This window comes from Burkholderia sp. 9775_39 (assembly GCF_015712225.1).
Classification (GTDB): Bacteria; Pseudomonadota; Gammaproteobacteria; order Burkholderiales; family Burkholderiaceae; genus Burkholderia; species Burkholderia cenocepacia.
The window spans coordinates 81936-95020 of record NZ_JACCQC010000029.1; the positions used below are offsets into that span (position 1 = coordinate 81936).

Genomic DNA, 13085 nt, shown 5'->3' on the forward strand with positions numbered 1-13085 from the left:
GGATTCTTGAGGGCAGCGGCCGCACCGGGGCGGCGTTACTTCGTCACGAGATCCACCGGCGTCTCGACCACGCCGGACATGTCGGCCTGCTTGCGATGCTCGGCGATCGCCTTGAGCGCCGTGTCGATGCCGAACACGGCCTGCTTCGCCGCGTACTGGTCGGCGGTCGCGAGCACGCGGCCGTCCTTCAGCATCGGCTTGATCGCGTTGATGTTGTCGTAGCCGACCACGAGCACCTTGCCCTGCTTGCCGGCCGCGCGCACGGCCGACACGGCGCCGATCGCCATGTTGTCGTTACCGCACAGCAGCGCCTTCAGGTTCGGGTATTCGTTGAGCATCGCGGCGGCCACCGCATTGCCCTTGTCGATCTCCCATTCGCCCGACTGCACCGACACGACCTTCATCCCGCCCGCCTTCATCGCGTCCTGGAAGCCGGCCGTGCGCTGCTGCGCGTTGGTCGTCGTCGACACGCCTTCGACGATGCCGACCTGGTCGCCCGCCTTCAGCCGCTTCGCGAGGTAGTCGCCGATCTTGCGCGCGCCCTTGCGGTTGTCCGGGCCGACGAACGGCACGTTCAGGTTCTTCGACTTCAGCACGTCGGGGTCGAGCCGGTTGTCGATGTTCACGACGATGATGCCCGCGTCGACGGCCTTCTTCACGACCGGCACGAGCGCCTTCGAATCGGCGGGTGCGATCACGATCGCGTCGACCTTCGAGACGATCATCTGCTCGACGATGCGGATCTGGTTCGCGGTGTCGGTTTCGTCCTTGATGCCGTTGGTGATCAGGTCGAACTGGTTCGCGTTGTGTTTCTGGTATTCCTTCGCGCCCGTTTCCATGGTCAGGAAGAACTCGTTGGCGAGCGACTTCATCACGAGCGCGACCTTCGGCTTGCCCGCCGATTGCGCGTGGACGGCCGGTGCGGCGGCCACCGCGACGGCGGCGAGCGCGGCGGTCAGGAAGCGACGGCGAAAGCGGACATTCATACACATCTCCTGGCGACTGGCCCGAAGGGCCGGATTGTTGTTTGACTGTTGTTTTAATGTGAGCAAACGTTTGCGCCACACTACCCGGGCAATGGCCATCGATGCTGCTGTCGGTACCACGGAATGGAAGCGAGGCAGACGGCCGACTGCCTGGCGCGTGCTGTCGTTGACGCGCCACCGCCGGCGGGAGGCCGGCGGAGTGAAGGCTATGCTGTACCGATTCGCTTCGGCGCGCAACCTGTCTGATCAATATTTAAGGGTTTATTCGGAGCGCGCGAGCGCGCTTCACGACGCGCAAATACGACACTCGCGATGCCGGCGGCGGCTCGCCGGAGCGCTTTGCAGGCGGCTGGCCAGCGAGGAAGCGGATCGTTCCGGACAACGCGCTCGCGTCGACGGTCGGCACGAAGCTCGGCCGCATTCGCCGTCGCGACATGTCGTCGACCGTGACGGAACCGCGCGGCGATTCGCACGCGCGGCCTTGTGAATGAGGACGACTGCCGATCGTGCGTTCCGCGCCAAGGCCTGGCGTTGCAGGTCGTTCTGTTTTTCTGTTGGTCGGCAACATGGGGCGATCGTCGCCTGGCACGACGCACGGCGCGGTATCGCTCGGCGGGTGCTTGAGCCGTGATGGCGGCCATCGCCTGTCGCGCCCGGCGCCGTATGCGGCACCGCACGCGGGGTGCAAGTCGCGCCATCCGCGGCAACGGCCCGGACGGCGCGCGACGTGCACCGGTCAAACGGCTTCGCGCAACAGCCCGGCGATTTCCGCTTCGTTCAGGTGCGGGGCGAACATTTCGATCAGCCGGTACGCGTACGCACGCAGGAACGCGCCCTTGCGCAGCCCGACCCGCGTCGTGCTCGCCTCGAACAGGTGCTGCGTATCGAGCGCGACGAGCCCCGTGTCGCGCTGCGGATCGTAGGCCATCGCCGCGACCACGCCGATCCCCATCCCGAGTTCGACGTAGGTCTTGATCACGTCCGCATCGATCGCGGTCAGCACCACGTCGGGCACGGCGCCCGCCTGCGTGAACGCCTGGTCGATGTGCGAGCGGCCCGTGAAGTCCTGGTCGTACGTGATGATCGGGTATTCGGCGATCTCCTCGAGCGTCAGGTTCTCGCGGCCGACGAGCGGGTGGCCCTTCGGCACGACGACCGTGTGGTGCCACGAATAGCACGGGAACGTGACGATGTCCGGATAGCGGTCGAGCGCCTCGGTCGAGATGCCGAGATCGGCCTCGCCGTTCAGGATCATCTGCGCGATCTGCTGCGGGCTGCCCTGGCGCAGCGCGAGATGCACCTTCGGGAACACGTCGGTGAACTGCCGGATCACCTTCGGCAGTGCGTAACGCGCCTGCGTGTGCGTCGTCGCGACGACGAGGTGGCCGCTGTCCTGATCGGCAAACTGGCGCGCGACGCGGCGCAGGTTCTCGGCGTCGAGCAGCATCCGCTCGATCAGCTGGTGCACGGCCTTGCCGGGCTCCGTCAGCCCCGTCAGCCGCTTGCCGCGCCGGATGAAGATGTCGACGCCCAGCTCGTCCTCGAGATCCTTGATCTGCTTCGACACGCCCGACTGCGACGTGTACAGCACGTTCGCGACTTCCGTCAGGTTCATGTTCTGGCGCACCGCTTCGCGCACGAACCGCAATTGCTGAAAATTCATGGGTATGCCTCTTAGGCTGTCGTTGTTTGATTGTCGAATCGGAGCGATGCCCGCCCTCTGCCCTGCATTGTCTCGTCAACGCGCGGGAAATACCCGCACGGCGCGCGGCACGGCCGTCGCACCGTCGCCGACCTGCAGCGACAGCGCCCGCCATGCGTCGCGGTCGAGTTCCGCCTCGAGCGCGCCGCCGGCGCGCGCCTCGAGCTCCACGCGCACCGAACCGCCGAGCGGAATCACGCGCCGCACGTCCACCGCGATGCCGTCGCGGTGCCCTTCGCCCGCCGGCCACAGCTGCAGATCGTGCGGCCGCACGTACGCGTGCGCGGGGCCCGCGAAATCGGCGTCGACCTCGATCGGCGCGGCCGCGCCTTCCGCGACGAAGCCGCGCCCGGCAACCGTGCCCGGCAGCCGGTTCGCCGCGCCGAGGAACTCGTACACGAACGCGCTTTGCGGATGATCGTAGACGTCCTGCGGGCTGCCGACCTGCTCGACGTGGCCGCGATTCAGCACGACGATGCGATCGGCCACTTCGAGCGCCTCTTCCTGGTCGTGCGTGACGAAGATCGTCGAGATGTGCAGGTCGTCGTGCAGGCGACGCAGCCAGCCGCGCAGCTCCTTGCGGACCTTCGCGTCGAGCGCGCCGAACGGTTCGTCGAGCAGCAGCACCTTCGGCTCGACCGCGAGCGCGCGGGCGAGCGCGATACGCTGGCGCTGCCCGCCCGACAGCTCGGACGGATAGCGCTGCGCGAGCCAGTCGAGCTGCACGAGCTTGAGCAGCTCGTGCACCTTGTCGCGAATCGCGGCTTCCGACGGCCGCTCGCGGCGCGGCTTCACGCGCAGCCCGAACGCGACGTTCTCGAACACCGTCATGTGGCGGAACAGCGCGTAATGCTGGAACACGAAGCCGACCTGGCGGTCGCGCGCGCCGACCGACGCGACGTCGAGCCCCTGCAGCACGACCTGGCCGGCGTCCGCGTGCTCGAGGCCCGCGATCACGCGCAGCAGCGTGGTCTTGCCGCAGCCGGACGGGCCGAGCAGCGCGACCAGTTCGCCGGGCGGGAAGTCGAGCGAGACGTTGTCGAGCGCCGTGAAATCGCCGAAGCGCTTCTGAAGGTTACGGACGGTGATACCCATTCTGGTTGCCTCTTTACGATTTCGACGAAACGGCGGCGACAGGGCCGGCATGTGCGGGAACGGCGTCGTGCGTGTCGGCCAGTTCGGCGGCGAGGTGACGCTCGGCGAGCAGCTTCAGCGCGAGCGTGACGAGCGCGAGCAGCGCCAGCACCGACGCCACCGCGAACGCCGCCGCGAAGTTGTATTCGTTGTACAGGATCTCGACGTGCAGCGGCATCGTGTCCGTCACGCCGCGGATGTGGCCCGACACGACCGACACCGCGCCGAACTCGCCCATCGCGCGTGCATTGCACAGGATCACGCCGTACAGCAGGCCCCACTTCACGTTCGGCAGCGTCACGCGGCGAAAGATCTGCCAGCCCGACGCGCCGAGCACGCGCGCGGCCTCTTCCTCGTCGGTGCCTTGCGCCTGCATCAGCGGAATCAGCTCGCGCGCGACGAACGGGAACGTGACGAAGATCGTCGCGAGCACGATGCCCGGCACTGCGAAGATGATCTGCACGTCGTGCCCCTGCAGCCACGGCCCGAGCCAGCCCTGCGCGCCGAACAGCAGCACGTATACGAGGCCCGAGATCACCGGCGACACCGAGAACGGCAGGTCGATCAGCGTCGTCAGCAGCGCCTTGCCGCGGAACTCGAACTTCGCGATCGCCCACGATGCGCACACGCCGAACACGAGGTTCAGCGGCACCGCGATCACGGCGACGGTCAGCGTCAGCTTGATCGCCGACCATGCATCGGGATCGGCCAGCGATTCGAAATAGAAGCCGACGCCCTTGCGCAGCGCCTCGACGAACACCGCGGCGAGCGGCACGACGAGGAAGAACGCGAGGAACGCCAGCGCGATGCCCGTGAGCAGCCAGCGCACGACGCGCGACTCGCTGACGGGATCGAGCCGCTTCGCGGCACGCGCGGCGGGCGACGGGGTTTTCAGCACGACGGTGGCCTCCTGGCTCATTGCTGGCCTCCTGCTGCGACGGCGGCGACAGCGGCGGGCGCCGGGCCGCTCGCGCCCTTGCTCGTCCGGCGCTGCAGATACCACTGCAGCGTGTTGATCAGCAGCAGCATCAGGAACGACACGACCAGCATCACGACCGCCAGCGCGGTCGCGCCCGCGTAGTCGTACTGCTCGAGCTTCGTGATGATCAGCAGCGACGTGATCTCGGATTTCATCGGCACGTTGCCGGCGATGAAGATCACCGAGCCGTATTCGCCCAGCGCACGCGCGAACGCGAGCGCGAAACCGGTGAGCAGCGCCGGCAGCACGGCCGGCAGCACGACGCGGCGGAACGTCAGCCAGCGCGACGCACCGAGGCACGCGGCGGCCTCTTCCTGCTCGCGCTCGAAATCCTCGAGCACCGGCTGCACGGTGCGCACGACGAACGGCAGCCCGATGAAGGTCAGCGCGACCAGCACGCCGGCCGGCGTAAACGCGATCTTGATGCCGAGCGGCGCCAGATACTGGCCGACCCAGCCGTTGGTCGCGTAGACGGCCGCGAGCGAGATGCCGGCCACCGAGGTCGGCAGCGCGAACGGCAGGTCGACGATCGCGTCGACGAGGCGCTTGAACGGGAACGTGTAGCGCACCAGCACCCACGCGACGAGGAAGCCGAACACGGCGTTGATCAGCGCGCCGCCGAGCGCTGCCGAGAACGTCAGCCGGTACGACGCGAGCACGCGCGGCGACGTGACGGCGGTGACGAACTGGTCCCACGACAGCGTCGCGGTCTTCAGGAACGTGGCGGCGAGCGGAATCAGCACCACGAGGCTCAAATAGGCCACCGTGATGCCGAGTGTCACGCCGAAACCGGGCAGCGCGCTCGGCTTGCGAAAGGTGTACGTCGTCATCGGATGCTCTTGCTGGGTCGATGCTGCTCACGGGTCCGACGCAAACGCCGGCGCAGTGAATCGCGCCGGCGGGCCGTCGGGGATGCGGCGCGCTGTCGTGGCGCGCCGCTTGTCGTTATGGCGTTACTGCGGCTTGTAGATCGAGTCGAACACGCCGCCGTCCGCGAAATGCGTCTTCTGCGCATTCGTCCAGCCGCCGAACGTGTCGTCGACCGTGTACAGCTTCAGCTTCGGAAACTGCTTGGTCAGCTCCGCCGACACGTTCTTCGAACGCGGCCGGTAGTAGTTGCGCGCGGCGATTTCCTGGCCCTGCGGGCTGTACAGGAAATTCAGGTAGGCCTCCGCCAGCTTGCGCGTGCCTTTCTTGTCGACCACCTTGTCGACCACCGCGACGGGCGGCTCGGCCAGGATGCTCACCGACGGCACGACGATCTCGAACTTGTCGGTGCCGAATTCCTTGACCGACAGGAACGCCTCGTTTTCCCATGCGATCAGCACGTCGCCGATCCCGCGCTGCACGAAGCTCGTCGTCGCGCCCCGCGCGCCCGAATCGAGCACGCCTGCGTTCTTGTAGAGCTTCGTGACGAATTCCTTCGCCGTCTGCTCGTTGCCGCCCGGCTTGTGCAGCGCGTATGCCCACGCGGCCAGGTAGTTCCAGCGCGCGCCGCCCGACGTCTTCGGGTTCGGCGTGACGATCGAGATGCCCGGCTTGGTCAGGTCGTCCCAGTCCTTGATCCCCTTCGGATTACCCTTGCGCACCAGGAACACGATCGTCGACGTGTACGGCGACGCGTTGTCGGGCAGGCGCTTCTGCCAATCCTTGGCCACGAGCCCCTTGTTCGCGAGCGCGTCGATGTCGTAGGCGAGCGCCAGCGTGACGACGTCGGCCTGCAGGCCATCGAGCACCGAGCGCGCCTGCGCGCCCGACCCGCCGTGCGACTGCTTGAAATTGACCGTTTCGCCCGTCTTCGCCTTCCACTCCTTGCCGAACGCCTGGTTGAAATCCTGATACAGCTCGCGCGTCGGGTCGTACGACACGTTCAGGAAAGTCGTATCGGCCTGGGCATGCGTCACGACGCCCAGCGCCGCCGCCGCGCCCAGCGCGAGTGTTGCGATCAGGCGGCCCACTCCGCCCACCAGCCCCGTGTTGCGCTTCGCCATCCTTGGTTCTCCAGTGTTGTCGGTATTGCGATGTCGGGCCAGTCTATCGAACGGGTTACATGATTAAAAATAATCGTTCCTCATTTTTTAATACTCAAAAGTGCTAACGCAGACGGGATGGACGGTTGCGGCGGATAAACCGGCGTCCGGGCGTCGCGAAATCACGCCGGAACCGGCGCGATCGCGTCGAACCTCAAGTAACACTTGAAATTCACCAAGTACTGTATAAAAATACAGCTCACTGTCTATCCATACAGTTGAGCCATGACCAAACTCACCGCCCGTCAGCAGCAAGTGTTCGACTTGATCCGTCGCGCGATCGAGCGCTCCGGATTCCCGCCCACCCGCGCCGAGATCGCGGCCGAACTGGGCTTCAGCTCGCCGAACGCGGCCGAGGAGCACCTGCGCGCGCTGGCGCGCAAGGGCGTGATCGAGCTGGCCGCCGGTGCGTCGCGCGGCATCCGGCTGCTCGGCGTCGACGACGCCCCGCACCAGTTCACGCTGCCGCACGCCGCGCTGATGCAACTGTCGCTGCCGCTCGTCGGCCGCGTCGCGGCCGGTAGCCCGATCCTCGCGCAGGAGCACATCTCGCAGCACTACGCGTGCGATCCCGCGCTGTTCACCAGCAAGCCCGACTACCTGCTGAAGGTGCGCGGCCTGTCGATGCGCGACGCCGGCATTCTCGACGGCGACCTCCTCGCCGTGCAGAAGCGCACGGAAGCGAAGGACGGCCAGATCATCGTCGCGCGTCTGGGCGACGACGTCACGGTCAAGCGCCTGATGCGCCGGCCCGGCGGCCTCGAGCTGATCGCGGAGAACCCGGATTACGAAAACATCTTCGTCAAGGCCGGCAGCGCGGATTTCGCGCTGGAAGGCATCGCCGTCGGGCTGATTCGCTCGGGCGAACTCTGACATTCCGTCTCGCTCAGGAGAACATCATGGAACGCCTTGCCCGCCTGCTGCCTTTCCGTCAATTCGGTCGCCTGCGTCATCTGCGCGGCCGCACGCCCTGCGCACCGCTGTCCGCGGCGGCGCCTGTGCATGAAGAAGTCGCAGTCGAACGGCAGGCGTCCCTGCTGCCGTCAGCGCTGCCCGCGTTCGCGCGGGTATCGCTGAACGCCGGTCTGAATCACGCGGAACCCGCACGCCGCGCGCCGGTGCGCGTCTATCACGGCCGGTCGCGCTTGATCATGGTCGGCACGATCGATGCCGTCTGCCGAATGATCGATCGCTGCATCGCAGAGGAACGATCGGCCACGCCGGGCGGTCTCTGATTGCGGAACCTTCCCGCACCGGAGGCAACGTGACCGAATCGCCGCGCCGTACAGGGCGACTCAAGCCCCTGCTGATCGTCGCGCTGATCGTCGCCGTCATTGCGGCGCTCGGCTATGCGTACGCGTCGCCGTATGTCGCGCTCGGTCGCCTGAAATCGGCGATCGATGCGCGCGATGCGCAGGCGATCAGCGAGTATGTCGACTTTCCATCGCTGCGCATCAGCCTGAAGCAGCAGGTCACGGAAGAGTTGATGCGCCGGATCGACGCAGTGAAGAAGAACAACCCGTTCGCGGTGATCGGCGCGCTGATCGGGTCCGCGTTGATCGGTCCGCTGGTCGATGCGTACGCGACGCCGGAAGGCGTCGCCGCGCTGATGAGCGGATTGCCGCCGCGCGGCAATCCGGGCGAACGTCCGCCTGAGTGGTCGAATCAGCCGCCGGCAGGCAATGCACCCGGCACCACGCCTGCCGCATCGCCCGCCAATCCGGCGCCGGCAAGTGCGGGGGTATCGGGCAGCAACGCGGTCGCTTCGGCGGCATCGTCGCCGGCGCCCGCGCCTGCCGCACCGGCCAGCCCGAGCGAAGCCACGCAAGCGCCGCACCAGCAGCAAACCAGCGCGGGCTACCGAAATATCGATGAATTCGTCGTGACGTATCAGCGCAGTGCCGACGGCACACGCTATGCGGCGATCTTTCACCGCTTCGGGCTGTTCTCGTGGAAATTGTCCGGGATCGACCTGCATGCGTAGCAGGCCGCTCTGGACGCCTGCCGTGCTGATGCAGCGCGGTGCGTGACCGGCACGCATCGCCGGTCACGCAGTCGTCCAGTCTTTAGATCATTTGCCGTTCGCCGTGGCCGCCTCACGCTCGCGCGCGATTTCGGCCTTCTGCTCTTCCGCCGACGAACACGCCACCAGGATGCTGCAGTTCACGCGATCGAGCAGTTGCGTATTGCCCGACCCCATCCACCATCTCGACAATCCGCTGCGGCACCGGTGGCCGACGACGACGAGGTCGACTTTCAGTTCCGACGCGAGATTCGCGATTTCGTCGATCGGATACCCGAACGCGAAATGGCCTTCGGCCTGTACGCCGCGCTCACGCAGCCAGTTCACGCCTTCCTGCAGGATTTCGCGCGCGGTTTCCTCGAAGCGGCCGCATGCGACATCGGTCAGCAAACCTGCACTTTGCGCAATGCTCGAACGCATGTCGACGACCGACAGCAAATGCGTCTCGGCTTTCAGGTCCATTGCGAGATTGGCCCCGCAGCGCAGTGCCTTGCGCCCTTCGAGCGTGCCGTCGTAACACAGCAAAATCTTGTTGTAGCTAGCCATGAGACCTCCCTATCGCGACAACGAGCCTACGCATTCATCATGGTGCGCCGCAATTCAGGACGCAAGGGATGGAAAACGCTGATTCGCCCCGCGCGGCGCGTGCGCGATGATGCGGTGCACGATCGGTGCGCGCTTGCATCGCACCGGGCAGGCATGCCCTGAAGCGATGCAGCCGATGCACTAGAATGGCCCGTTCATACTCCAGCGGGCCACCGTACGCTGGCGTCGTGCGCTTCGGTCATGCCCATGTGACACGCATCCGTCCGATCCGTTCGCAAACCGGCCACGCTCGGGCAATGGAACGCGCCCGCTTACAACGACAACCTGCCCATGTCCGTCGCACCGATCGATTTCCGCAACGTCGAAAAGCGCTATGGCGACAAGCTGGTCGTCAACGGTCTGTCCTTCAACGTGAAGGCCGGCGAATGCTATGGCCTGCTCGGGCCGAACGGCGCCGGCAAGACGACCACGCTGAAGATGCTGCTCGGCCTCGCGCACCCCGATGCCGGCACCATTTCGCTGTGCGGCGAACCGGTTCCATCGCGGGCGCGACATGCACGCCAGCGGGTCGGCGTCGTCCCGCAGTTCGACAATCTCGACCCCGACTTCACCGTACGCGAGAACCTGCTCGTCTTCAGCCGCTATTTCGGGATGTCGGCGCACGCCGCACGCGCGCTCGTGCCGCCGCTGCTCGAATTCGCGAAGCTGGAAAACAAGGCCGACGCGAAGGTCGGCGAGCTGTCGGGCGGCATGAAGCGCCGCCTCACGCTCGCCCGTGCGCTCGTCAACGATCCCGACGTGCTGGTGCTCGACGAGCCGACGACGGGCCTCGATCCGCAGGCGCGACACCTGATGTGGGAGCGACTGCGTTCGCTGCTTGCGCGCGGCAAGACGATCCTGATCACCACGCACTTCATGGAAGAAGCCGAGCGGCTGTGCGATCGGCTGTGCGTGATCGAGGAAGGCCGCAAGATCGCCGAAGGCGCGCCGCATGCGCTGATCGAATCGGAGATCGGCTGCGACGTGATCGAGATCTACGGGCCCGATCCGGCCGCGCTGCGCGACGAGTTGTCGGCGTTCGCGAAGCACACGGAGATCAGCGGCGAGACGCTGTTCTGCTATGTGAGCGACCCCGAACCGCTCAGCGCGCGCCTGAAGGGCCGCGCGGGGTTGCGCTATCTGCATCGGCCGGCCAATCTGGAAGATGTGTTCCTGCGGCTCACGGGCCGCGAAATGCAGGACTGATCGACCATGGACGTCCGCAACTATTCCGCCACCACGCCATCGGCCCCGCCGCGCGAGTCGCGCTTCGCGATCGCGATGCCCGCGAACGCAAGCAACTGGATCGCCGTCTGGCGGCGCAACTATCTCGTGTGGCGCAAGCTCGCGCTCGCGTCGATGTTCGGCAATCTCGCCGATCCGATGATCTACCTGTTCGGGCTGGGTTTCGGACTCGGCCTGATGCTCGGCCATGTCGACGGCGTGTCGTATATCGCGTTCCTTGCGGCCGGCACGGTCGGGTCGAGCGTGATGATGTCCGCGAGCTTCGAGTCGATGTATTCGGGTTTCTCGCGGATGCACGTGCAGCGCACGTGGGAAGCGATCATGCACACGCCGCTCGCGCTCGGCGACATCGTGCTCGGCGAGATCGTGTGGGCGGCCAGCAAGGCGATGCTGTCAGGGGGCGCGATCATGCTGGTCGCGGGCGGGCTCGGCTACGCGCAGTTTCCGTCGATGCTCGCGGTGCTGCCCGTGATCGCGCTGGCCGGCCTCGCGTTCGCCAGCATCGCGATGATCGTCACGGCGCTCGCGCCGTCCTACGATTTCTTCATGTTCTATCAGACGCTCGCGCTGACGCCGATGCTGCTGCTGTCCGGCGTGTTCTTCCCGATCACGCAGTTGCCGCCGATCGCGCAGCACGCGGCGCGGGCGCTACCGCTCGCGAATGCGGTCGAGCTGATCCGGCCCGCGATGCTCGGCCGGCCGGCGACCGACATCGCGCTGCACGTCGCGGTGCTCGCCGGCTACGCGGTCGGCGGATTCCTGCTGTCCGCATGGCTGTTCCGGCGGCGGATGATGCGCTGACGGCCGGCGCACCCGGCGCCGGCTTCATGCGACGACGTTACTCGTCGTCGTCGCTCCACGGAATTTCGACGTCGGTCAGGAACGCGACGGTCGCGAGCGGCCCGCCTTCCTGGCGGCCGAGCTTGCCGTCCGCGCGATGCCATTCGACGCGGAACTGCGTACCCGGATCGTCGGCCACCAGATACACCGTGCGCAGTTCTTCCTTGTCGGCTTCGTCCACCGGGCCGTCGAACGACACCAGCATCTTCTGCGGCCACAGGCCGTTGACCGGATCGTAGATGCGATCGCCTTGCGGAATGTCGATGCTGGCCTCGACACCGATCGTTGCGGAGGCCTCGATGATCATCGTGCCGAGCGCTTGCAGCACGGCAGTCGCCCGCGCGGAATTGGCCTGGCGGATCGCGAGATCGCCGCGCGTCAGCGCCTTTTCGAGTCGAGGATGAATCTTCGGTTGGGTCATGCGTTTTCCTGTTTGCTTCTTGTAAAGGGCGCCGCACGCGTGAAGCCGCGGCGCCGGATGAATACGACGACGGCGCGCGACTGGCGCGCCGTTTGCGTGCGTCAGAACCCGAACGCGATCGCGAGCAAGCCGCTCGCGATCCCGAACACGACGACGAGCGTCGCGACGATCGCCAGCATGGTCGGCTTGAACGAACGCGCAAGCATCGCGAGCGACGGCACGCTGATCGGCGGCAGCGTCATCAGCAGCGCGGCGGCCGGACCGACGCCCATGCCGAGCGACAGCATCGCCTGGATGATCGGCACCTCGCCGGCCGTCGGAATCACGAACAGCATGCCCGCGACCGCGAATGCGACGATCCAGCCGAGATGATTGCCGATGTCCGGGCCGATATGCGGAAACAGCCACGCGCGCGCGGCGCCGAGCAGCAGCACGAGCACGATGTATTCGGGCACGAGCCGCACGGCCATGCGCGCGAGCAGTTTCATCCAGCGGACGAACGGATTGCCAGCCGCGGCCTGTTCGGCCGCCAGCGCGGCGAGCTGGGCATCGTCGATGCTGCGGTCTTCAGGACGCGCAATGCGGTTCAGCAGGTAGCCGATCCCGAACACCATCGCGATGCCGAGCACGAGGCGCAGCGCGCTCCAGTGCCAGCCGAGCACGAAGCCCATGAACACCAGCGCGGCCGGGTTCAGCACCGTGTTGCCGAGCCAGAACGCGACCGCGCCGCCCGGCGATGCATGACGCGCCCGCAGCCCCGCGACGACCGGCGCCGCGCAGCACGTGCACATCATCCCCGGCAGCGACAGCAGCCCGCCCGCGGCGACGCTGCCGAACCCGGTGCGGCCGAGCACGCGCGCCACCCAGTGCGCGGGCAGCAGCGCCTGCACGGCCGAGCCGAGCAGCAGGCCGAGCACCATCGCCTGCCAGATCGCCTTGCCGTATGCCCACGCGTAGTCGAGCGCCGCCTTCAGCGACGGCTCGGGGGCGGCCGCCGACGTACCCATCAGGATCGACTGGCCGATCGAATGATGCTCGGCGGCAACGAACGCCTTGTTGTAGTACGGGAACCATTTCACATAGAAGAGCCCCGCGACCGCGATCAGCAGGAAGGTCATCCAGCCGAGGGCGGGACTGGGT

General features: G+C 66.7%; 15 protein-coding genes and 1 pseudogene. 5 read left to right on the forward strand and 11 right to left on the reverse strand.

Going from position 1 to position 13085, the window contains the following annotated elements; translation table 11 throughout:
* Nucleotides 1–35: 35 nt before the first annotated feature.
* The 8 genes and pseudogenes from H0X90_RS29405 to H0X90_RS36255 form a co-directional block, all read right to left on the reverse strand.
* On the reverse strand, nucleotides 36–986 hold the full coding sequence (locus tag H0X90_RS29405; protein WP_006484190.1) for a sugar ABC transporter substrate-binding protein: 951 nt from the start codon (nucleotides 984–986) through the stop codon (nucleotides 36–38).
* 253 nt (nucleotides 987–1239) lie between these two features.
* A complete protein-coding gene (locus H0X90_RS29410) occupies nucleotides 1240–1554 on the reverse strand; it encodes a hypothetical protein (protein ID WP_155123396.1) in 315 nt (104 codons plus the stop codon).
* 168 nt (nucleotides 1555–1722) lie between these two features.
* A complete protein-coding gene (locus tag H0X90_RS29415) occupies nucleotides 1723–2649 on the reverse strand; it encodes a CysB family HTH-type transcriptional regulator (protein WP_006484201.1) in 927 nt (308 codons plus the stop codon).
* A 75-nt stretch (nucleotides 2650–2724) separates the two neighbouring features.
* Complete coding sequence (locus H0X90_RS29420) at nucleotides 2725–3783, reverse strand: sulfate/molybdate ABC transporter ATP-binding protein (protein WP_058901429.1); 1059 nt, start codon at nucleotides 3781–3783, stop codon at nucleotides 2725–2727.
* A 13-nt stretch (nucleotides 3784–3796) separates the two neighbouring features.
* The gene (gene cysW, locus H0X90_RS29425; protein WP_006484215.1) at nucleotides 3797–4741 is read right to left on the reverse strand and encodes a sulfate ABC transporter permease subunit CysW; all 945 of its coding nucleotides are present in this window, start codon (nucleotides 4739–4741) and stop codon (nucleotides 3797–3799) included.
* A complete protein-coding gene (gene cysT / locus H0X90_RS29430) occupies nucleotides 4738–5631 on the reverse strand; it encodes a sulfate ABC transporter permease subunit CysT (protein ID WP_006495215.1) in 894 nt (297 codons plus the stop codon). Before cysT ends, cysW begins: the two co-directional genes overlap by 4 nt.
* Nucleotides 5632–5754: 123 nt before the next feature.
* The gene (locus H0X90_RS29435; protein WP_048986575.1) at nucleotides 5755–6792 is read right to left on the reverse strand and encodes a sulfate ABC transporter substrate-binding protein; all 1038 of its coding nucleotides are present in this window, start codon (nucleotides 6790–6792) and stop codon (nucleotides 5755–5757) included.
* Nucleotides 6793–6969: 177 nt separating this feature from the next.
* Nucleotides 6970–7086 (reverse strand): annotated as a pseudogene (locus H0X90_RS36255) (sodium:proton symporter); the annotation flags it as partial.
* Between H0X90_RS36255 and lexA the strand changes: the two are divergent.
* The 3 genes from lexA to H0X90_RS29450 are packed head-to-tail and all read left to right on the forward strand — an operon-like array spanning nucleotide 7057 to nucleotide 8815.
* The gene (gene lexA, locus H0X90_RS29440) at nucleotides 7057–7704 is read left to right on the forward strand and encodes a transcriptional repressor LexA (protein WP_006484226.1); all 648 of its coding nucleotides are present in this window, start codon (nucleotides 7057–7059) and stop codon (nucleotides 7702–7704) included. The pseudogene H0X90_RS36255 and the gene lexA overlap by 30 nt on opposite strands.
* A 26-nt stretch (nucleotides 7705–7730) precedes the next feature.
* Nucleotides 7731–8066 (forward strand): hypothetical protein, encoded by a 336-nt coding sequence (locus H0X90_RS29445; RefSeq protein WP_006484149.1) that lies wholly within the window; start codon nucleotides 7731–7733, stop codon nucleotides 8064–8066.
* Nucleotides 8067–8095: 29 nt separating this feature from the next.
* Complete coding sequence (locus H0X90_RS29450) at nucleotides 8096–8815, forward strand: DUF2939 domain-containing protein (RefSeq protein WP_077190454.1); 720 nt, start codon at nucleotides 8096–8098, stop codon at nucleotides 8813–8815.
* An 87-nt stretch (nucleotides 8816–8902) separates the two neighbouring features.
* Here the strand turns inward: H0X90_RS29450 and H0X90_RS29455 are convergent, their stop codons facing one another.
* Nucleotides 8903–9400 (reverse strand): universal stress protein, encoded by a 498-nt coding sequence (locus H0X90_RS29455; protein WP_006484144.1) that lies wholly within the window; start codon nucleotides 9398–9400, stop codon nucleotides 8903–8905.
* A gap of 330 nt (nucleotides 9401–9730) precedes the next feature.
* Between H0X90_RS29455 and nodI the strand changes: the two genes are divergently transcribed.
* Nucleotides 9731–10645 (forward strand): nodulation factor ABC transporter ATP-binding protein NodI, encoded by a 915-nt coding sequence (gene nodI / locus H0X90_RS29460; protein WP_048986578.1) that lies wholly within the window; start codon nucleotides 9731–9733, stop codon nucleotides 10643–10645.
* A 6-nt stretch (nucleotides 10646–10651) separates the two neighbouring features.
* Entirely contained in the window at nucleotides 10652–11485 is an 834-nt protein-coding gene (locus H0X90_RS29465) for an ABC transporter permease (RefSeq protein WP_006484127.1), read from the forward strand.
* Nucleotides 11486–11522: 37 nt separating this feature from the next.
* Here H0X90_RS29465 and H0X90_RS29470 read toward each other — a convergent pair whose 3' ends face one another.
* Both H0X90_RS29470 and H0X90_RS29475 read right to left on the reverse strand, forming a co-directional pair.
* Nucleotides 11523–11945: a hypothetical protein gene (locus tag H0X90_RS29470; RefSeq protein ID WP_006484198.1), complete on the reverse strand. Its 423-nt coding sequence runs from the start codon at nucleotides 11943–11945 to the stop codon at nucleotides 11523–11525.
* Nucleotides 11946–12046: 101 nt separating this feature from the next.
* Nucleotides 12047–13085: permease (locus H0X90_RS29475; RefSeq protein ID WP_230877713.1), on the reverse strand; the 1039-nt coding region annotated here is incomplete at its 5' end.